The following is a 21,329-nucleotide window of genomic DNA, read 5'->3' on the forward strand; positions in this document are numbered from 1 at the left end:
ATCCTCCTTACAAATTGAGCAGTATCTTGGCCTTCAGCACGGCGGCCACGGTCTTTGCGTCCTGGAGTTCACCGGCCATCACCCGGTGTACCATCTCGTCGAACGGGACCCGCTCCATGGTGAGGAACTCGTCCTCATCCGGCTGCTGGGCCTCCATGTGAAGGCCCCTGGCCAAAAAGAGGTACAGCACCTCCCCATAGCAGCCGGGGGAGGGGATGATGGAGCCCAGGGGGAGGATGGTGTCCGGCACGGCCCCCGTCTCCTCCTTCAGCTCCCGCAGGGCGCTGGCCATGGGCTCCTCACCGGGCTCCATCTTGCCGGCAGGAATCTCCTGCAGGATACGGCCGAAGGTGTAGCGGTACTGGCTGACCGTGATGACGTTGTTCCGCTCGTCCAATGGCAGAATGGCCACGCCGCCGGGGTGCTCCACCACCTCGCGGACGGCCTCCTTCCCATTGGGCAGGGAGACCGTGTCCACATGGAGTTGCACAATGCGTCCGCTGTAAATCTCATTGCGGCTGAGCCGCTTTTCCATAAAATCCATTTCAAAAGACCTCTTTTGACGAAATTCTTCACAAAATGCTCATATTTATCTGTTATACTGTCATTCGTACAGCGGGCGGCATCGCGGCTATTATGCCTTGGCGGCGTCTCCGCTAAACAAACCGGCTGTTTGGACTATGTGATCTTTTGGCAATTATATCATACAGCGCCGGAAAATCCAATCCAATTCTCCCGCTTGAAAGCAAGAGGGGAGTATGGTATACTATCATCCACTTGCAGAGGAGAAGAGGTGGTCCTCACGGAAAAAAAGGGAATCAAGATCGCGGCGCAAAACCGCAAGGCATTCCACGACTATTTTGTGGAGGACCGGTACGAGGCGGGCATCGAGCTCTCCGGCACGGAGGTGAAATCCATCCGGGCAGGTACGCTGAACCTGAAGGACGCCTACTGCACGGTCAAAGAAGGGGAGATGTGGCTGCACTCCATGCATATCTCTCCATACGAAAAGGGAAACATCTTCAATAAAGACCCGGTGCGGCCCAGGCGGCTATTGATGCACAAGCGGGAAATCCGCAAGCTCCACGCCCTGGTGAAGCAGGACGGCTACGCTCTGGTCCCGCTGTCCGTTTATTTCAAGGACGCGCGGGTGAAAATAGAGGTGGGCCTCTGCCGCGGCAAGAAGAACTACGATAAGCGCGAGGCCCTGGCCAGGCGGGAAGCGGGCCGCGAAATGGACCGCGCGGTCAAACAGAGAAATCGCTGAGAAAGGACGTAGAACAATGTCTGAAGGAAAGAACCCCATCGCCGTCATTGAGCTGAAAAACGGCAAAGTGCTGAAAGCGGAGCTGTATCCGGAGAAGGCGCCCAACACGGTCAACAACTTCATTGATCTGGCCAACGGCGGATTTTATGACGGCTTGATTTTCCACCGGGTGATCCCCGGATTCATGATCCAGGGCGGCTGCCCCAACGGCAACGGAATGGGCGGACCCGGCTACTCCATCCGCGGGGAGTTTTCCGGCAACGGGTTTGCGGAAAACGACCTCAAACATGTCACCGGCGTGCTCTCCATGGCCCGGGCCATGCAGCCCGACTCCGCCGGCAGCCAGTTTTTCATCATGGTCGCCCCTGCGCCCCATCTGGACGGGCAGTACGCCGCGTTCGGCCAGGTGTTTGAAGGGGTGGAAGAGGCCATCCGGATTTCCGAGGTGAAGACGGATTGGAACGATAAACCCAAGGAGCCGGTGGTGATCCAGTCCATCCGTGTGGACACCCAGGGCGTGGAGTATCCCAAGCCGGAAAAGAAGTAAGGAGTGAACGCTCTATGAGAACCGCGATTATCACCGGTGCATCCTCCGGCCTGGGCCAGGAGTTTGCAAGGCAGTTCACAGAGGTGTTTCCCAACGTGGAGTGCGTCTGGCTGATTGCCCGCCGCAGGGAGCGGCTGGAAGCTGTCCAGGACGCGCTGGCGGAGCTTCAGGTGGAGATTCTCCCCCTGGACCTGTGCGAAGGGGCCAGTTTTGCCTATCTGGAGGAAAAGCTGCGGCTGGATCAGCCCAATGTAACGCTGCTGATCAACTGCGCCGGCTGCGGTTATTTGGGCAATGTGGGCGAGATGCCCACCCAGACCCAGACCCGCATGGTGGACCTCAATGTCCGCGCGCTGACTGCTGTGACCAATTTGGTGCTGCCCTATATGAAGGCGGGAGCGCGCATTCTCAACGTGTCGTCCATCGCGTCGTTCTGCGTAAACCCCAGGATGACGGTCTACTCCGCCAGCAAGGCGTATGTCTCCCGGTTTACCGTGGGGATCAGCGAGGAGCTGCGCAAGAAGGGCATCCACGCCACGGCGGTCTGTCCCGGCCCCATGGAGACGGAGTTTCTCACCGTGGGCGGAATCACCGGCAACTCCCGGATGTTTGAGACCCTGCCCTACTGCGACCAGGTGCGGGTGGCGGCGGGCGCGTTGCGGGCGGCCAGGGCTGGGCGGACCATTTATACGCCTAAGATGTTTTACAAGTTCTACCGGCTGGCGGCGAAGTTACTGCCGGAACAGCTGGTTGCAAAGATTGCAAAGACCTGATCCATTGATCATGGTGTGCCGTGCACTGCGCGGCACACCTGCGAGACCCTACCGACCGACATCAGATATGGGGGTGTACCGGTTTCGACGGGGGTATGGAGGCTGGATAAGCGGGCGGATGCGCCTAACATCCTTAAAATGGGCATTTTATAAATTAAAGAACAACAACACTGTTGCTGTTGCTGCCTAACTAAAGGCAGCCGTCCGACCGGACAGGACCGCGGGTCCGGAAGGGCGTCGTTTAGCGGTAAATGTGAGTACAGTAAGCTTTGCCTGTGCCACACATCATGAAGCTCACCTGACCTGACGGCGTGGCGGCTTGCCGCCGGGAAGGGGAACGGGAAGAGAAAGACTTCCAAAATAACCGCCTGCGCCCGGAGAAAGTCCTGTCAAAGTGCTTTCGGACGGGGGTTCAACTCCCCCCACCTCCACCAAAAGTGCGCCAGACGAACCCAAGCGGTTCGTCTGGCGCACTTTAATTTTAGTATTTGCCGCAGTGTGACAAAAAAAACGCCTCGGTCCACGTCCAGCCGCGCACAGGCAGCGGACTTTGAATTGCCTGCCCGAATGAAATAAAGAACAGGCATACTTTCCATATGTGCCCGCTGAGTAAAAAAAGCATATATTGTATAAGGGGCGACCCCCGGCAGTCTTACAGCCTGCCGTCCAGAACCGTTTTCCGTCGCCACTCGCTTTGGCGGCGTTTATTTTAGATCGAGAGGTGCAAACACTATGGCAACGATATCGGGCCGCGTCGTCTTCGACAGGGATCGAAGCGCTACGGTCTCAGGCGGCGATTCCGGCCTTGCCAATATCCCGGTCGTACTTCAAAATATCAGCACAACCGCGCGGCTCACCGTGCTGACGGATGCCGCCGGCAATTATACCTTTCTCAACGTGCCCAACGGCAGCTATCGGATCGTGGAGTCCTATGGCGCATCCGGCGGGGTCCCTACACCGGGAGACTTCTCCTCCGCTGCGGCGGGAAGCATCCCCCAGGGGGTCAATCCTCCAATCACCGTGGCAGGCAATCCACCGCCCGGCTCCACCAATCTGGATTCCGTCACGCCGGATACACTGTTAGTCACCGTGACCGGCGCGGACCTGACCAATCAGAACTTCTATAACGGTCCGGTCATCTATACCCCCATCCAGGCCATCCTGGACCCCTGCGCCGTCATCTCCGGCGAAAATCTGATCCGGGCCGCGGACAACGGCACATTCGGTTCCTTTCCCCAGGGAACGCCGGCCAATACAGGCGTCCCGGTGGAGCCCTACCCCGACGTGACTCCGGACTTCACCTATGTGCTGCCAAACCCCGATGTCTACACGCCCGCCGGCGGAGAGTATACGGTGCAGAACATCATGAACAACGCCCTGAGCGAGGTGATCGGCGCGTGGTGGCGCATTGCAGATCACACCACTGGCAACGAGACCGGCCGGATGATGATCGTCAACGGCTTTAACCCCGGGGCAATCTTTTTCCAGGCTGAGGTTCCGGTACAGCCCAACACGAATTACCTGTTCAGCGCGTGGATCCTGAACCTCTTTAAAGTGGTGGGCTACCCCAACCCGGAGCTGGGCGTGGTCATCCTGGATCAAAACGGTGCAGTCCTCTACAGCGCGACCTTGGGTATCCTGATCCCTGTCAATACCAATGCGCCAGAATGGAAGCAGATCGGAAGCGTCATCAACTCCCGGAATAATACCAGCCTGACTGTAGAGTTCCTGAGCGAGGGCCCGGAGGTGATCGGCAATGACTATGCCATCGACGACGTCTCCTTTCAGGAAATTCAAGAGCCCGTCTTTCTCCCGGTGAAAACCGTGGACCGCAGCACCGCCAACGTAGGGGATACGGTCCGATATACGGTGACGCTGACCAATACCTGCGAAAGCCCGCTCACCAGCGTATTTTTCCAGGACACCGTACCGGGTGGGCTCGCCTTTGTCCCTGGAAGCGTTACAATCAACGGCGCGCCAGTCCCAGTGGCCGATCCCAATGCAGGATTCGTATTGCCGAACGTGCCCGGCGGCGGAACCGTCACCGTCGGCTTCTCAGCCACTGTAACGGAGATTCCAAACCCTAACCCCACACTGAACCGCGCCAACATCCGCTATGAATATACCCCGGTGGAGGGCGGCATCCCAGGGGAGTTCAACGTGGTCTCCAACGATGTTCCGGTGCAGGTCGGCGCATCGGCGGACGTTTCAGTGGTCAAAACGGCCAGCCCCAGCCCGGTAACCCCTGGAAGCCTCCTGACCTATACCCTCACGATCTCCAACGCCGGGCCCTCCACGGCGGATAATGTGCTTTTGACCGATGCCGTGCCCGCTGCGCTGGCCAATGTGGAATACTCCATCAATAACGGTGCATCCTATCAGCCTTGGCCCGGCTCCCTTCCCTTGGGAAGCCTTGCTCCGAACAGCATGCGCACCGTGCTGCTCCGCGGCCAGGTCAGTCCGGCGGCAGAGGGGACCATAGTCAACACCGCTGTGGTAAGCAGCACCACGCCGGATCCCGATCCAACGAATAACACCGATACAAATACGACTGATGTGATCACCACTGGGGCGGCGGCGGATATCGCAGTCACCAAAAGCGCCCAGCCTGCCACAGTCTCCCCGGGACAACTGCTGACCTATACGGTGGGGATCACCAACCAGGGCCCGGACGCCGCGGATGGCGTAACACTTTATGACGAAGTGCAGCTGTCCGGTGCGGAGTTCTCCACAGACGGCGGCGTGACCTGGAGGCCCTGGTCGAACCCTTATCTCATCGGCCGGCTTGCCGCCGGGGAGAGCAGAACCGTCCTGATTCGCGGTACTGTGCCCCAGGAAGCCCGCGGTACGATTGCCAATACAGCGGTGGCGACAAGTGCCACACCCGACCCGGATCTCAGTAACAACACAGCTACCGTGGATACGCCTGTCACCTTGAACGGCGCGGATCTCTCCATTCAAAAAACCGCGTTCCCCAATCCCGTGTGCCGCGGCCGGTACGTCACCTTCACCCTGACCGTCTCCAACGCCGGCCCTGCGGCTGCAGATCAGGTTGTAATCACAGATTTGCTGCCTAAGGAGCTGAGCATGGCAGTTTATTCTGTGGACAACTGCCAAACGTGGCGGCCCTGGACGGGAAGCTATACGGTGGGCACCCTTGCCGCAGGCGCCTCAGTCTCCATTTTGGTGGCTGGATTTGTCAGCGTTTGCGTCGGGGAGTGCTTCTGCAACACGGCCGAGGTATCTTCCGCCACTGCTGACCCGAACCCATCCAACAACACGGATTCCGTCGCCGTGTGGGTAAGGGGTTCCACCTGCTGCAGGCCCAGAAAAAGCGATTGCGGCGGCAGATAGGCTGATAGGAGAAGCTTTTTATACAGGAGAACAGCGAAAAAGCACACCCATCATAGATGGGTGTGCTTTTCATGTCAAATCATCAGGACGGGGAACCAATGGAACGCTCAATTACCTGGTAAAGCCGGTCAGGGTCAATCGGCTTTGCCAAATGCTCATTCATGCCGGCCTCTCTGGCGCGTACCACATCCTCGTGAAACGCGTTGGCTGTCATAGCGATGATTGGGATGGTCTTCGCTTTGGCGGCTTCCGTGTTGCGGATGGCTTCCGTGGCCTGATAACCATCCATTAGAGGCATCTGGACATCCATCAGGATCAGGTCATAGGCATCGCTGTTGCTGAGGAAGCGCTCCACAGCCTCCTGCCCGTTGCCTGCGCAGTCAATTTCCATACCAGTCATTTTCAGCAGCTCCACGGCAATCTCCCGGTTGAGCTCGTTGTCCTCGGCCAGCAAAACCCGTTTGCCAACCAGGGCTGGGCACTGACGGGTATGCCCCTGGGATCGGACTGCCTTTTCAATACCGGTCACAGCCAGCAGGGTATTGTAGAGCGTGGAGGCAAAGATGGGCTTGGAGAGGAACGCGTTCGCCCCGGCTTCCCTGGCGCTTTGCTCAATGGAACTCCAGTCATAGGCGGTGATGATAATGATTGTGGTGTCGGGCCCCACATATTCCCGGACCCGCCGGGTCACTTCGATGCCGTCCATATCCGGCATCTTCCAGTCGATAAGGCATACGTCATAGTCCTCCCCGGTCTTGTGGGAAGTGAGAACCTCCTCCACGCACTCCGCTCCGGTCAATACCCATTTGGATAGAATACCCAGGTTGCCCAGCAGCAGCGAGGTGTGGATGCAGCAATCCCGATCGTCATCCGCCACCAACACCTTCAGAGCCTCCAAAACCTGATGGTTGTGGAGGGCAGGATGTTCAGCGGAAGCAGAAACGTCAAAGTCTAACTCAACAGAAAAGGTACTGCCCTGCTCCGGTTTGCTTTTTACCGTGAGGATTCCGCCCATCAGTGTGACGAGGTTCTTGCAGATGGACATACCCAAACCGGTGCCGCCGTACTTTTGGCTTGTGGTGTTGCTCTCTTGCTCAAAGGGGAGGAAGAGTCGGTTCATGAACTCCTCACTCATACCGATGCCGGTGTCGCTGACCGTAAACCGGAGGCGGACCCTCCCGTTCTTTTTTTGAATCTGCCGGATTTCCAATTTGACGGAACCGCCGCTTGGTGTAAATTTGAGGGCGTTGGAGAGGAGATTGAGGAGAATTTGATTCAGCCGCAGCGAGTCTCCTATCAGAACTGTGTCTGTGAGGTCAATGAGCGGCATGGTGAAGTCGAGGCCTTTTGCCTCCGCCTGGGGGTAAATGATGGAGGTGATGGACTCTGCCACGCTCTCCAGATTGAAGACTTCGTGGGCAATGGTCATTTTGCCCTCGTCAATTTTGGACATATCCAGTATGTCATTGATGAGGGACATCAAGTGCTTGGAGGAGTAACCGATCTTTTCCAGGCAATCCTCCACGCGCTGCCGGTCTTCGATGTATGCGGCGGCAATGGTGGTCATGCCGATGATGGCATTCATGGGGGTGCGGATTTCATGGCTCATGCGGGAGAGGAAATTCTGCTTGGCCGCGTTGGCGTTCTGGGCATTGATGAGGGCGTCCCGGAGCGCCTGCTCCCTGCGGATTTCCTCGGTTTGGTCAGAGATGGAGAGGATGTAGCGGACGGCCTTTTGATTGATGAGTTCCGGAAAGCTCTGCAGCCGGATCCAGCGGAGTTCACCGTTGGGGGAGTGCATCCGCAGGACGCTGCTTTTACTGGGCTCGGTGCCAGTCGGGCAGAGGAATTCTTCAAATGCCGGCTGATCCTCCTCCACGACACGCTCGACCAGCACGCTGGTGTTGTCACTGAATTCTTCCTCTTCCAAACCCAATACGCGCTTGCAGTTGGCACTGACGTACTCCAGTGCGCCCTTCCCCTGGTTGTAAATCAGAAAAACCTCATCAACGTTAGTAGAGAGGATGTCGAATAAATGCTCCCGATACCGGACTTCACGGATGTTTTTCCGCTCCCGCCAAAATACAACCATAAAGTATGCTGGGAGGAAAATGGTGAGCAGAACGGATGACAAAATGGCTGTTGTTGCTGTGTCGGCCGACTCCTGTTCCAGCCCCTGGACCTTATTATCGGCAAAGGCGATGATTTTGGTGATGGCTTCATCCACTGCGTCATACTTGGGGTAAATATACTGCTCCGCATAGCGCGCGGTTTCTTCAGGATTCATGGGCAGGACGTTGGGAAGGGATTGTGTCTGCTCCGCTTCCAGTGCCTGCATGGCCGCCAAAAGCGCTGCGGTATCTTCAGCCGGCCCCAGATACTGGCTGGTGATTACATCAATGGCGTCATACTGCATGGAATAGCGCTGTTCGAGCAGCAGCTGCACGCTGTCCACATCCTGGCTGGGCTCTGCGATGATGTTGAGAAGGAACGAACGCATATCCAGCAGCCTGGACCGCATGGCCCTGGATTCGTTGGAAACCGTGTAAGGATGTGCGTAGATCATAGTGGCCGTTTGCTGCAGGTGGTATGTGGAAAATATGCTGAACACAGACAGTAAAATTGCCAGTAAACAGACAATGGCCATTCCAATTTCTACCAAACTTTTTTTCTTTTTCCGATAATCCATTGATGTAAACTCCCTTAGCCAGGAGTGCTTCCATCTCAACTCCAAGCTCATTTATATAAGTTTTTCATTTTGCCCCTTTTAGTATAATCCAGCATTTGGAAAAACTCAACTATTTTGCCGATTTTTGTCGTTATGACCGAAACCAGGTTATTTATTTGACAAATAATAAGAAATAGGTCGAATAAAACAATAAGAGATATCTGGTTACTGCTAATTTACGCAAAAAGATGCACCCAATGCGGTATCCCGCACGGCGGGACGTGGGGCATGGCTTGCTTGTGCACAATGGCTGGGCAATCAGTCGGACAGCAGTTCATCCAAGTAGTCAATGAACTCCAGGGCAATACGGGAAAGTGCGTAAGATTGGTTATAGATATACCCGAATTCATTTTTGAAATCATACCCACGCAACTGAAAGATACGCTGTTCGGGATAGCGCCTGGCCTTTCGGTAAACCTGCGAGGGAAAGCCGCCAACGGAGATGCCGTCGGTATGCAGCAGCAATTCACCGCGTCCGGCGCGTTCCTTGCATGTGATCAGGTTGCCCTTGTTGTATAAGCCGAGCTTTTTGAGAAGCATATTGGAGTGCTCGGAAAAAGAATAGATGATGGGGAATTCCTGGATCATATTCAACGTGACCCAGTCCTCCTTCCGCCCCCACAGCGGATTTTTAGGACCGATTGAAACGGTTGGGGAACAGGACCCAAGGGAGACAAACTGAATGCCCATTCGGTTCAGCCGTGTTTCTATCGTCTTTTTTTGGAAGGACCAGATGGTGAATCCGCCTATTTGCGCAGTACCCGCCACAACCATGGAAAGGCTCTCTTCCGGCGGCACATCATGAAACTCGATATGGATGCCCTCTTCCTTATGGGCCATATAGAGCCTGCCGGCCAATTCGGAAAAAAAGCGGTACTCGCCGTTGGCAACAGAGATTCTCAAATAGTTTTTTGAGGCCTTGCCATAGACCTGGAGCGGCATCTGCTCATACAGGCTGACGATATCCTGGATAAACGGCAGCAGTTCAATTCCAAACGGAGTGGGGATCACTCCGTTGCTGTTTCTGATGAACAAAGGTTCGCCCAGCTCTTCTTCCAGTTTTCGGATGGAGACGGAGAGGGATGGCTGGGAAATATATAGATTTTCAGAAGCTTTGTTGAATGATTTGCATCTTACGATCTCCGCCACATAACGGAGCTGATCAATTGTCATATGAGCCCTCCTTTCGCCATAGAAAGCATCTATGACCGTTATAGCAATTATAGCATTGCAAATAAAATTATGCAATGTGATAATATTTTTATCAATATTAGCCAAATGCAGTATTGAAACCAAAGCTATTATAAGGAGGATTAGACATGAAAAGAAATTCGCGATCACTGAGACTGCTATGCATGAGTCTGGCAATTGCACTGATGGTTTCCCTTGTGGGCTGTGGTCAGAACGAGGCCGGAAGCAGCGAAGGCCAAACAAGTAACGAAAACGCATCAGAAGTGGTCTCCAGCAAAGATGAAATGGTAGTAGCCTGTTATGGAGCGGTTCAGTCCATGTTTCCCGGAAACGACAGCAAGCTTCCGGGCGCTCAGCTGCATGTTAACCTCTATGATACGCTGGTTACCATGGATAAGGATGGCACCATCCTCCCGCTGCTTGCGGAGAGCTGGGAACAGCTGAGCGACACTACTTATCGTTTTCACATCAGAAAGGGCGTTAAATTCCACAATGGCGACGAGCTGAAGGCAAGCGACGTCGCATTCAGCCTTGCCACCCTGATGGAGACTCCGGGTGCAAAAAGCAATGCGGCACAGTTTGATGCGGAGCATTTTGTGGTGGAGGACGATTATACGGTTGTGCTTGCAACGCTCAAGCCGTTTGCGCCCTTCTTGCCGACACTTTGCCATGCCACGATGAGTATTTTCCAGCAGTCCTTCTATGAAGAGCATCTGGCCGCCGGGGATCTGGACCTGGTGGAAAATGGCACGGGGCCGTTTAAGCTCACGGAGTGGAACGAGGGCGAAAATATTGTCGTTGAGCGGTTCGACGACTATTTTGACGGCCCTGCGAAAATGAAGACGATTAACTTCCGCTATATTCCTGAAGTCAGCACCCGTCTGATGGAGCTGGAAGCGGGCGGCGTTGACCTCATTCAGGAAGTGTCCGGCACCATTATGGAGGACATCCAGGCCAACCCGGATTTGACGCTTTGGACATGCTCTGGTGTGAATACAAGCTACCTTGCTTTGAATTTCGACAAGATCGCGGATACAAAGCTCCGGGAGGCGATTGCGCATTCCATTGATAATAAGACGCTCTGCTCCGTCTGCCTGCTTGATGCCGCGGAGCCGCTTGACAATTATCTGCCCGCCACAGTTCCCGGCGCTTATGATACCGGCGGATATGCGTTCGATCCGGAGCTCAGCAAACAGCTGCTGGCTGAAGCGGGATATCCCGATGGCTATGAATTGGAGCTCTCCTTCTATACCAGCGCGGATAACCGCCGGATGGGCGAATTTTTGCAGAATATGATGGCGGAGAGCGGCATCACTGTGAAGCTGAATGAGATGGACAGCTCTGCCTATACGCCCATGCTCAATGCGCGTGAACAGACTGCGGCCATTCTGACAACGGTTTGTACGCTCCGTGACCCTCATCAGACCCTTGGAAAGCTGTATTCCGATCTTGTGGGCTCCGGCGGGAACCGTGTCAACTATGTGGATCCTGAGCTGGACGCCATGCTTGATGAAGCTGCGGAAGAGATCGACACCACCAAGCGGATGGAGCTTTATGCCGACATTCAGCAGTACCTGTATGACCGTGTGGTTTACATCCCCCTTTACAACATGAAGACCATGACGGCCACCACAGCCAAGATCCGCGGCTTTGATCTGGTCCTGCCGACCAACTATCAGAAATATAACAATGTATATTTTGTTGAATAACGTTGACAGAGGAGAGAATTTGCAATGGAAGTGATTCATCATGAGCCCCACGGCCGGGCCAGCCGGATCGTTGAACATGACGGCGTTTTGTATTTTGAAATCCATGCGCCTGTCGATGCCGCAAAGCGCCAGATGACGATGTACGAACAGGCGACCGCCCTGCTGCATCGCTATGATGAACTGCTTGAGCAATATGGCTCGGACAAATGCCATGTGCTTCGGGCGGAAATCATTCTGCGCAACTCCTCGGACTTGGAAGAGTTCAACCACGCATGGACAGAGTGGGTGGAGGATGGGTTTCAGCCTGCGAGATTGACGCATACCGGGCTGATCCTACCTGAAGGCATTCTGCTTGGCATTGTGATGACGGCGGCAAAAAAAGCCGTGTAAAAACATGTGAAGAGGCTGTTATAGGGCTTTGCCTTGTGGCAGCCTCTTCCTATAAGGAGGCAAGGATGGATGCAGGCCGTTCAATGTGATGATTTTTTAAACTATCGTTTTTTTTCCGCCCTTGAACTGGGGCCGGATGGAACCTCCGCTGTTTTTTGCCTGTCGCAGGCAGTAAAGGACACAAACGGCTATGACAGCGGTCTGTGGCAGTATTCGTGGGATAGCAAAAAGATCGCACCGATTGCCGGGACGGAGTCGGTACGCAGCTTTTGCTATCTGAATTCGGATCGGATATTGTTCCCGGTCATCAGGGACAGCCGGGATCGGGACTATATCGGTCAGGGCGGCTATCTTACGGTGTTCGAGGAACAGAACCTGAAGACGCAGGTGAGGAAAGAGGCCTTCCGGGTCCCACTGAAGGGTGCCGCGGCGCGCCCCGTCCGGCCGGGGCTGCTCCTTTTATCATGCGTTCGGGATAATGCCAGACCGGATATTGAAGCCATGCCGGAGGAGGAGCGCAGCGCCGCGCTCGCAAAGTGGAGGGAAGAGGAGGACTTTGAGGTCTGTGACGAACTGCCGTTCCTATCCGATGGGCGGGGATTCATCAACAAAAAAAGGCATGCCCTTTATCTGTACGACACTGAGAAAGAGCTCCTCTCTGAGCTGACGGAGCGGGATTTTGAAACATCCTTTTCCGCGATCAGCCCAGATGGACGGTATATCGCGTTCAGCGGCGTCCAGTACAACCGCTACTATGTTCGTCCCCACGGTATTTACCTCTATGATACGGAGTCGGGAACAACCAGAACGCTTTTGACGCCGGGTTCCTATCAGATCATGGGGCTGGATTTTTTGGGGGACGAGCTTGTGGTTGCGGCATTTCCCTGGAATGGAGAAGGCCCGTTCCCCAATCACAATTTATATACGTTGCCGTTGGCCGGCGGTGCGATGCGCCTGCGCCATACCCACAGCAGGGAGGATTTTGGAAGCAAAACCTGCTCGGACTGCCGGTATGGACCGGGAACCACCTTTCAGGTGTCCGGGGGATGCCTGTACTACATAACGACCTGCGACACGGCGGCCTACCTCAACCGCTGGAGCCCAGGCCGCCAGCCGGAGCGCTTAAATGAGGAGAGCTTCCTCCCGGACAGCCTGACGGTGAAAAACGGCATTATATTGGCCACCGGAGCGGCGGGTGGGCTGCAGGAGCTTTTTGCAATCGATTCCGGCGGGGCGCATTGCCTGAGCCGGGTCAACACGGAGGCGCTGGAGGACAGGGCGGTCAGCCGTCCCCACAAGTATCAATTCAGGGATTCAGATGGATTTTTAATCAGCGGATTCGTCATCGAGCCCGTGGGCTATGACCCTGCCAAGACCTATCCCGGAATTTTGGAAATTCACGGCGGGCCCCGTGCCGCGTTTACAGCGGGGTTTTTCCATGAGATGCAATACCTGGCCGGTAAGGGATACTTTGTGTTTTTCTGCAACCCAAGGGGTTCGGCGGGAAACGGGGAGGCTTTTGCTGACATTCGGGCGTGCCGGGGAACGGCTGATTATATGGATGTGATGGAATGGACCGATTTCGTATTAAACCAGTATCCGGCCATTGATCCGGAGCGGCTGGGCGTGATGGGCGGATCATATGGGGGCTACTTGACCAATTGGTGCATTACCCATACCCGCCGCTTCCATGCGGCCGTTTCCATGCGTTCCATATCAAATATAACAGGCGACTACGGCGCAACGGATTACGGTGTCTGGGGAACCCCCGGCGTCTACGGCGGTACGCCGTGGAGCCATGAGGAGCGCCTGAGGGCCCAGTCGCCTTACACGTACGCGATGAATGTGACAACCCCGACGCTGTTCCTGCATTCATTTGAGGACTTTCGCTGTACGCTCAGCGGCGCGATGCAGATGTATGCTGCGCTGCAGATAAAAGGCGTGCCGACAAGAATGTGCCTTTTTCGCCATTCCTCCCACGAGCTGTCAAGGTCCGGCGCACCCCGCAGCCGGATCCGCAGGCTCAAAGAGCTTTCAGAGTGGATGGACCGTTATCTGATGGAAAAGTAAAACCTACTACATAACAAAACTATAAGGAGGACCCAAATTATGAGTCACGAAAAAATCCAGGAAAGACAGCTTAAACTCATGAGAAAAGGCGGTGCCACCCGTGGGCCGATCGTCATGGACGAGGAGATCCTGAAAGAGGTGGAGGCAGCGCTGGAAAAGGATCCCAAGGATTTTATCGCCTGGGTTTCCAGAGGAATTCTGTACTTTAACGAGGACTTTGAACAGGCGATCGAAAGCTTTTCCAATGCGCTGGCCCTGCAGCCGTTCAACGGTGACCAGTACTACAACCGCGGCCGCAAATTCCTCTCTGAGGACCGCTATCCGCAGGCCCTGGCCGACCTGGTCCTCTCTACCCGCCTGGATGATAAGGACGCGTGGAAGTGGCATTTCCGGGGCGTGGCGCACTATTTCCTGGAGCAGTATGAAGAGGCCATCGAATGCTTTTACCGCGGCATTGACTGCCACCTGAAAAACGGCACCAACAACACCCCTCCGGAGCGAGACTGGATCTTCATGGCGTATCTGCACATGGGACAGAAGGAGAAGGCCCTGGAATCCATTGCTGACATTACCCCGGATACGCCCGTGGAGAAAGGCGACCTCATGTATCTCAAGCGCTGCCTTCTGTATACGGGCCAGACCAGCATCGACCAGTTCGACCGGGAGGTCGATCGCAGCATGCCCAAGAGAATCATCACGGAGCTGTATGGAGCGGTTGTCTACTGCCACTGGATCAGCGGCGACGATGAGCGGGCCGTCGAATATCTGAAGGAAATCCTGGCGGTGAATGAGGATCATCACGCGTTTGGCTACAAGATGGCTTTGCTGGACAAGGCCACCTGGGCAAAGAGGTTTTTTTAAATAGTTTGCAACATCCTGTTGCGGAGGATAAAGGAAAGACGCGATGGTTAAGTACATTGTTAAACGCTTTATAGCGCTGATCCCCGTGCTTTTGGGAGTAACACTGATCATCTTCACGCTGCTTTATTTTACTCCTGGCGACCCGGCTCAAATCATGCTGGGCGATGAGGCCGCAACACCCGAGGCGATTGCGCAGATTCATGAAGAGTTGGGCCTGGACGATCCCTTTTGGGTTCGGTATGGCAATTATGTCTTGGATTTGCTGCATGGCAACTTGGGCGTTTCCTACCTGAATAAAAGGCCGGTTGCGGAAATGCTGATCGAGCGTCTTCCCAAAACGATGACTCTGGCGTGCGTATCGGCTGCGCTTGCAATTGTCCTGGGCGTTACGTTTGGAGTGATCGCTGCAGTGAAGCACAACTCCATCTTTGATAACCTGTGTATGATTTTTGCCCTGGGCGGTGTGTCAATGCCCCACTTCTGGCAGGGATTGCTGCTGATGCTTTTGTTTGGCGTGAAATTGGGCTGGCTGCCAATATCGGGATACGGCACGTTAGCCCAACTGATTTTGCCGGCGTTGACGATTGGGTATGGGTGCATGGCGATCATCGCCAGAATGACGCGGTCAAGCATGCTGGAGGTAATCAATCAGGATTACATCAACTTTGCCCATGCAAAAGGCCAGAAAAAGTTCGTCATCATCACGCGGCATGCGCTCCAAAATGCCCTCATCCCCATTATTACAACGATTGCGCTGCAATTCGGAATCCTGTTGGGCGGCTCTGTCATTACTGAAAGCATTTTTGCCATTCCTGGCATTGGGAAGCTGATGGTCGACTCCATCCGCGCCAGCAATTATCCAGTCGTCCAGGGCGGCGTTTTGCTGATTGCGTTTATCTACTGCGTCAACAATCTGCTGGTGGATATTATCTACGCCTTGATCGACCCAAGGATGAAAACGAGTCTGAGTAACGCGAGGTGAATATCGGTGGGTGATAAAAATACAGGGGCAAAGGTAAAAAGCGAAAGCTATTTTACTTCCGTGTGGAGTGAATTCAGGAAAAACAAGGCTGCGGTGCTGGGGATGGCGATTTTATTTGCCATTATCTTTGTCGCCATATTTGCGGATCTGCTCGCACCCTGTGATCCTTATCTTCAGGTTTATCCAGAGGCCTTGCAGCATCCAAGCGCGGCCCATCTCTTTGGAACAGATGAGTTTGGGCGGGATATCTTCAGCAGAGTGCTTTACGGCGCCAGGGTATCTTTGCTGGTGGGCGTTGTGTCGGTTGCGATCGCGTGTGTTTTTGGAAGCCTTTTGGGGGCCAGCGCCGGTTACTTCGGCGGGACATATGACGCGGTTGTGATGCGCTGTATGGACGTTCTTCTTGCGATCCCCAGCCTCTTGCTGAACCTCTCGATCGTCGCTGCACTGGGCAAAAGCGTATTCAACATGATGCTGGCCGTCGGCATAGCCAATATCCCGAGATATTGCCGCATTATGAGAGCTTCCGTGCTGCAGATCAAGAACACAGAGTATGTCGACGCGGCGCGTACGTCGGGCGCTTCGAACCTGTTTATCATTCTGCGCCATATCATTCCCAACTGCCTTGCGCCAATCATTGTGCAGGCGACCCTCAGCGTTGGATCAGCCATCATTGCCTGCGCCGGACTGAGCTTTTTGGGCGTTGGAATCCCGGCCCCCATTCCGGAGTGGGGCGCGATGCTTTCCAACGGAAAGGACTTTTTGCGCCACAATGCGTACATCACGATTTTCCCGGGCCTTGCCATCATGCTGACGGTCCTCTCCCTGAACCTGATGGGGGACGGTCTGCGTGATGCATTCGACCCCAAATTACGTCGGTAAATTTTCCTATGTAAAAAGGAGCAAGCGGATGATTACACAAGGCGATAAAATTCAAACACAGCGTTCTACCGTGGATTCCGATGCCGCTGTTTTGCAGATATCCGGGCTGCGCACTTGTTTGGAAACCAGAAAAGGGAAATTGTATCCGGTTGACGGCGTGGATTTGGATATCCCCAAAGGAAAGATCATTGGGCTGGTGGGTGAGAGCGGCTGCGGAAAAAGTATGATGGCCAATTCGGTCATGGGGCTGCTGCCGAAAGGCGGTTACATCGCAGAAGGCGGCATCCGGTTTTGCGGGAATGATTTCCTGGCGTACACAGCAGAGCAGCGCCGAAAACTGTATGGTGACAGGATAACGCTGATTTTCCAGGAGCCGATGAGCAGCCTGAACCCTGTGATCAAGGTTGGCCCGCAGGTTTCGGAAGTTTTGATGCTTCACAAGGAGCTCAGCAGGGAAGAGGCCAAGAACCAGGTCATAGAAATGTTCCGCAGCGTTGGAATTCCGGAGCCGGAGCGGCGGTACGGCTGCTACCCCCATGAGCTCAGCGGCGGCCTGCGGCAGCGCGTGATGATCAGTGCCGCAATGATCTGCAGGCCTGACCTGCTCATCGCCGATGAGCCCACGACCGCACTGGACGTTACAATTGAAGCGCAGATCCTCCAATTGATGCGCCGGCTGCAGCAGGAAGCGGGCACGTCGGTCCTTTTGATCACCCATGATCTTGGCGTGGTTGCGGAAATCTGCGACTGGGTCTATGTCATGTACGCTGGAAAAATAGTGGAGGCGGCGGATGTATACGAGCTGTTCCACAACCCAAAGCATCCGTATACGCGGGGGCTGTTAGGGTCGCTTCCAAGCCGGAACACAGAAAAGCGCCTGCAAAGTATCCCGGGGACCGTACCAATGCTGGCGGAGATGCCGCAGGGCTGCCGCTTTGCGCCCCGCTGCCAGTATGCGGAAGAGTCGTGCAGGCAGGCCTTCCCCCTTGCCGCGCAAGTGCATGAGGGGCATCGTGTCAGCTGCTGGATGTTCCAAAAGGAGGCCTGAGTATGGAAAATGAGCAAAGAGTATTGCTGCGCGGAGAAGGCCTTGTGAAAGAATTCCCCGCTGGACGCAACCGGGTCCATGCCGTATCGGATGTCGACATTACGGTGTATCAGGGCGAAACCCTGGGCCTTGTGGGAGAGAGCGGCTGCGGTAAAAGTACACTGGGCCGATTGATTCTTGGCCTTCTCCGGCCGACTGCAGGGAAGCTTTGGTTTGAAGAAAACGAGCTGACCGCAATGAGCCCGGGCGAATTCCGGAAGGTGCGAAAGGACATCCAGTGTATTTTTCAGGACCCCTATGCCAGTCTGGACCCAAGGCTGAGCATAGCGAACTCCATTATGGAGCCGCTGACCATCAATGGGGTTGGCAGCAGGCAGGAAAAGCAGCGCAAGGTGGAAGAGTTGCTGCGAACGGTGGGGATTCCCGTTGAATACAAGAACCGGTTCCCCCATCAGTTCAGCGGCGGTCAGCGTCAGCGTGTTGGTATTGCGCGCGCATTGGCTTTGAACCCCAAACTGATTGTCTGCGATGAGCCGGTGTCGGCATTGGATGTTTCCATCCAGGCCCAGGTCCTGAACCTGCTTGCAGACCTGCAGGAGAAAATGGGGCTGACCTATCTGTTCATCTCTCATGATTTGAACGTAGTGCGGCGCATTTCCAACCGCGTTTGCATCATGTACTTAGGCGTGATTTGCGAAAGCGGGGCAACGGAGGAGATATTTGCGCATCCGAGGCATCCTTATACAAGCTTTCTGCTCAGCGCGGTGCCGGTTACGGACCCAAGCGACAGGCAGGGGAAAAAGCTGATTTCCGGTGAACTGCCAAGCCCGATCGCACCGCCTCCGGGATGCCGTTTTCATACCCGATGCCCCTATGCAACAGAAGAATGCAGGCGGCAGGTCCCGAAAGCGGTGGAAGAAGACGGACGCCTGATTGCATGCCACCATCCGCTGTAAAAGGCGGGAGCCATGCGGGCGTGAGTTTCCACGGCAGTCCGGCCTTGAGAGAAATAAAAAGCCAGGCGAATCCTATTGGATTCGCCTGGCTTTTCTCCGATGGTCCTTGTCCGGGGCGTTATTTTCGCAGTTGCTCGTACTCCCGCAGGGAGCCAAGGGCCTGCTTGGACATGGGAAGGATGACGGCGATGTTGAAAATGGTCATCAGGCCAATCCCCACATCGCCCAAATCCCACACAAACGTGTAGGTGGCCAGGCCTCCGATGAACAGCATCCCCAGCGCCAGCACCTTGTAGGCGGTCTGGGAGACCCAATTGTCACCGAAGAGATAGGCCACGTTGGAGCGGGCGTAGAAGAGGATGCCGATGAAGGTGGAAAAGCTGAACAGCCACAGAACCACGGCGATGAACACCACGCCGAAGCGGCCCAGATGATACTGCATGGAGGCCTGAAGCAGGTCCATGCCCTCCATGCCCGACACATTGGCCTCCGGTGTGACCAGCATGATGAGGGCCGTGCAGCTGCAAATGACGATGGTGTCGATGAATACGCCCAGGGCCTGAAGGAGCCCTGACTTGGCCGGGTGGGAAACGTCCGCCGCGGCTGCGGCGCAGGGGGCGGAGCCGGAACCCGCCTCATTGGAGAATAGGCCCCGCTTCACTCCGTTCATCAGCACGGCCCCGAACCCGCCGGCCGCCGCCTGCCGCAGGCCAAACGCCTCGGAGAAGATGCGCTGGAAGACCGACGGGAGCACAGCCGCATTTTTGACCAGCAGGAACAGGGTGAGCACAAAATAGCAGCCCGCCATGATGGGGACCAGCACGTCCAGCACCTTTACCGTGGCATTTTTCCGCAGCACGATGACGGCGGCCAGCGCGACCAGAACCACTGTGGTGTAGAGGGGAGGAATCTGGAAGGCATTTTCAAAGGCGCTGGAGACGGAGTTGCTGATGACCTGGCTGATGCCGCACCAGCAGATCAGGCCGGAGATGGCAAAGAGGACAGCCACCACGGAATACCGCCGGGTTTTTCCATTTTCCTCGGCAAAGCGGTGGATGTAGTAGGCGGGGCCGCCCCGGAAGCCGCCGTAGAGGGGGTCTTTCTGCTTGTAGAGCTGAGCCAGCGTGGCCTCGATGAAGGCGGTGGAAGAGCCCAGGAGGGCGGAAATCCACATCCAGAACACCGCGCCTGCCCCGCCTGCGGAGATGGCAGCCACCACGCCGACCAGGTTTCCCATTCCCACGCGGGTGGCGGTGGAGACGATCAGCGTCTGAAGGCCGGAGATGCCGTGCCTGCTGTCCCCGGTCCGCCTTTCCACGGCAATGCGCAGCATTTCCGGAAAGAGGCGGATTGGCAGGAAACGGGTGCGGAACGTGAAGTAAATGCCGGTGGGAATCAAAAGCAGCACCAGAAGCGAAATGCCCACAGAGCCTCCGCCGGGCAGGGGAATGGAAAAGAGGTCCCCCCATAAATACTGGTAAACGGTGGAGATGAGTCGGATGATCGGTTCCATTGGCCTTGTCCCTTTCCTGATTCTTGATTGCCGCCAGCGCGGCGGCAGTTGATTTTTCCAGAGATTAGTATATAATGGGAACACTCATTTGTAAAATCGATAATTCAAATGGAATGGATTAAGAAAATAGATGGAGGGTACAATGGACCTGCGGAATTTGAGAACATTCCTCTATGTCTCGGAGCAGTGCAGCTTTACGAAAGCGGCGGCGCGGCTGGGGTATTCCCAGTCCACGGTCTCCTTCCAGATCAAGCAGCTGGAGGAGGAGCTGGACGTGCGGCTCTTTGAGCGGATTCACCACACGGTAAAGCTGACGGATCAGGGGCGGGAAGTGCTGCGCTACGCCCGCCGGATGGACAAGCTGCGGGCGGAGCTGGAACGGGAATTGCGGGAGGAAAAAGAGGTGACGGGCCACGTGCGCCTGGCCATGGCGGATTCGCTGTGCACCCAGTTCGGCAGGACGTTTCAGGATTTCTGGCTGAGGTATCCCGGCATCAGCCTGAAAATCATTGCGGCGGGCACGGAGGAGATGTTCCGGCTTCTGAACCACAACGAGGTGGACCTGGTCTTCACGCTGGACAACCACATCTACAACACGGAATACCAGCTGATCCGGGAGGAAAAGATTGAGACGCACTTTGTAGCCGCGCCGAACTGCCCCCTCGCGGGGCGGGAACATGTTTCCGTCCGGGAGGTGCTGGACTACCCCTTCCTATTGACGGAAAAGGGGATGAGCTACCGCCGCCTGGTGGATGAGCAGCTGGCGTCCCGCTCCCTGGAGGTCAGCCCTGTCCTGGAGATGGGCAATACGGAGATCATCTGCCAGCTGGCATCCCGGGGGGCAGGATGCGCGTTCCTTCCGGACTACGCCACCGACGAGGATGTAAAGGCGGGCCGGCTGGTGCGGCTGAAGGTGGACGACTTTACGGTGGAGGTCTGGAAGCAGCTGTTCTGCCATCGGGACAAGTGGGTCTCTCCCCACCTTCAGTCCGTGATGGCCTACTGCGCCGGCATCTGAACAAACGCGCCGCGGCTTTTAAGCCGCGGCGCGTTTGTTT

Annotated in this window: 17 protein-coding genes and 1 other RNA gene; 14 read left to right on the forward strand and 4 right to left on the reverse strand. The window is 55.6% G+C overall.

Features of this window, described 5'->3' with window-relative positions; genetic code table 11:
* Positions 1–7 precede the first annotated feature (7 nt).
* Positions 8–544, reverse strand: coding sequence for an NUDIX hydrolase (locus H8790_RS02685; RefSeq protein WP_187333486.1), 537 nt, complete (start codon positions 542–544; stop codon positions 8–10).
* Between the two features lie 249 nt (positions 545–793).
* Here H8790_RS02685 and smpB point away from each other — a divergent pair, with 249 nt between their 5' ends.
* The 5 genes from smpB (at position 794) to H8790_RS02710 (ending at position 5,941) form a co-directional block, all read left to right on the forward strand.
* A complete protein-coding gene (gene smpB, locus H8790_RS02690; protein WP_243208548.1) occupies positions 794–1,267 on the forward strand; it encodes an SsrA-binding protein SmpB in 474 nt (157 codons plus the stop codon).
* 16 nt (positions 1,268–1,283) lie between these two features.
* Positions 1,284–1,814: a peptidylprolyl isomerase gene (locus H8790_RS02695; protein WP_187333487.1), complete on the forward strand. Its 531-nt coding sequence runs from the start codon at positions 1,284–1,286 to the stop codon at positions 1,812–1,814.
* Between the two features lie 14 nt (positions 1,815–1,828).
* Positions 1,829–2,587 (forward strand): SDR family NAD(P)-dependent oxidoreductase, encoded by a 759-nt coding sequence (locus H8790_RS02700; protein ID WP_187333488.1) that lies wholly within the window; start codon positions 1,829–1,831, stop codon positions 2,585–2,587.
* 69 nt (positions 2,588–2,656) lie between these two features.
* Positions 2,657–3,021, forward strand: a transfer-messenger RNA (tmRNA) gene (gene ssrA, locus H8790_RS02705).
* Positions 3,022–3,319: 298 nt separating this feature from the next.
* Entirely contained in the window at positions 3,320–5,941 is a 2,622-nt protein-coding gene (locus tag H8790_RS02710; RefSeq protein WP_187333489.1) for a DUF11 domain-containing protein, read from the forward strand.
* Positions 5,942–6,023: 82 nt separating this feature from the next.
* Here the strand turns inward: H8790_RS02710 and H8790_RS02715 are convergent, their stop codons facing one another.
* A complete protein-coding gene (locus H8790_RS02715; RefSeq protein WP_187333490.1) occupies positions 6,024–8,507 on the reverse strand; it encodes a response regulator in 2,484 nt (827 codons plus the stop codon).
* Between the two features lie 420 nt (positions 8,508–8,927).
* The gene (locus H8790_RS02720) at positions 8,928–10,010 is read right to left on the reverse strand and encodes a LysR family transcriptional regulator (RefSeq protein ID WP_187333491.1); all 1,083 of its coding nucleotides are present in this window, start codon (positions 10,008–10,010) and stop codon (positions 8,928–8,930) included.
* Between H8790_RS02720 and H8790_RS02725 the strand changes: the two genes are divergently transcribed.
* The 8 genes from H8790_RS02725 to H8790_RS02760 all read left to right on the forward strand — a co-directional run bounded on the left by H8790_RS02725 (position 9,989) and on the right by H8790_RS02760 (position 18,758).
* On the forward strand, positions 9,989–11,569 hold the full coding sequence (locus H8790_RS02725) for an ABC transporter substrate-binding protein (protein ID WP_187333492.1): 1,581 nt from the start codon (positions 9,989–9,991) through the stop codon (positions 11,567–11,569). The two genes, H8790_RS02720 and H8790_RS02725, sit on opposite strands and share 22 nt — an antisense overlap.
* Positions 11,570–11,593: 24 nt before the next feature.
* Entirely contained in the window at positions 11,594–11,959 is a 366-nt protein-coding gene (locus H8790_RS02730; protein WP_187333493.1) for a Rid family hydrolase, read from the forward strand.
* 69 nt (positions 11,960–12,028) lie between these two features.
* A complete protein-coding gene (locus tag H8790_RS02735) occupies positions 12,029–14,029 on the forward strand; it encodes a S9 family peptidase (RefSeq protein WP_187333494.1) in 2,001 nt (666 codons plus the stop codon).
* A 39-nt stretch (positions 14,030–14,068) separates the two neighbouring features.
* The gene (locus H8790_RS02740; protein WP_187333495.1) at positions 14,069–14,890 is read left to right on the forward strand and encodes a tetratricopeptide repeat protein; all 822 of its coding nucleotides are present in this window, start codon (positions 14,069–14,071) and stop codon (positions 14,888–14,890) included.
* 43 nt (positions 14,891–14,933) lie between these two features.
* On the forward strand, positions 14,934–15,872 hold the full coding sequence (nikB, locus tag H8790_RS02745; RefSeq protein WP_187333496.1) for a nickel ABC transporter permease: 939 nt from the start codon (positions 14,934–14,936) through the stop codon (positions 15,870–15,872).
* 6 nt (positions 15,873–15,878) lie between these two features.
* Positions 15,879–16,754 (forward strand): ABC transporter permease, encoded by an 876-nt coding sequence (locus H8790_RS02750; protein WP_243208549.1) that lies wholly within the window; start codon positions 15,879–15,881, stop codon positions 16,752–16,754.
* 139 nt (positions 16,755–16,893) lie between these two features.
* Positions 16,894–17,802 (forward strand): ABC transporter ATP-binding protein, encoded by a 909-nt coding sequence (locus H8790_RS02755; protein WP_243208550.1) that lies wholly within the window; start codon positions 16,894–16,896, stop codon positions 17,800–17,802.
* Positions 17,803–17,804: 2 nt separating this feature from the next.
* Positions 17,805–18,758 (forward strand): ABC transporter ATP-binding protein, encoded by a 954-nt coding sequence (locus H8790_RS02760; RefSeq protein WP_187333498.1) that lies wholly within the window; start codon positions 17,805–17,807, stop codon positions 18,756–18,758.
* 118 nt (positions 18,759–18,876) lie between these two features.
* Here the strand turns inward: H8790_RS02760 and H8790_RS02765 are convergent, their stop codons facing one another.
* Positions 18,877–20,271 carry an alanine/glycine:cation symporter family protein gene (locus tag H8790_RS02765; protein ID WP_187333499.1) on the reverse strand — a complete coding sequence of 465 codons (1,395 nt, stop codon included), beginning with the start codon at positions 20,269–20,271 and terminating at the stop codon, positions 18,877–18,879.
* Between the two features lie 142 nt (positions 20,272–20,413).
* On the opposite strand from H8790_RS02765, the gene H8790_RS02770 reads away from it, so the two are divergent.
* Positions 20,414–21,289 (forward strand): LysR family transcriptional regulator, encoded by an 876-nt coding sequence (locus H8790_RS02770; protein WP_187333500.1) that lies wholly within the window; start codon positions 20,414–20,416, stop codon positions 21,287–21,289.
* Positions 21,290–21,329 lie beyond the last annotated feature (40 nt).

The sequence above is a fragment of the Oscillibacter hominis genome (assembly GCF_014334055.1).
Lineage (GTDB): Bacteria > Bacillota > Clostridia > Oscillospirales > Oscillospiraceae > Oscillibacter > Oscillibacter hominis.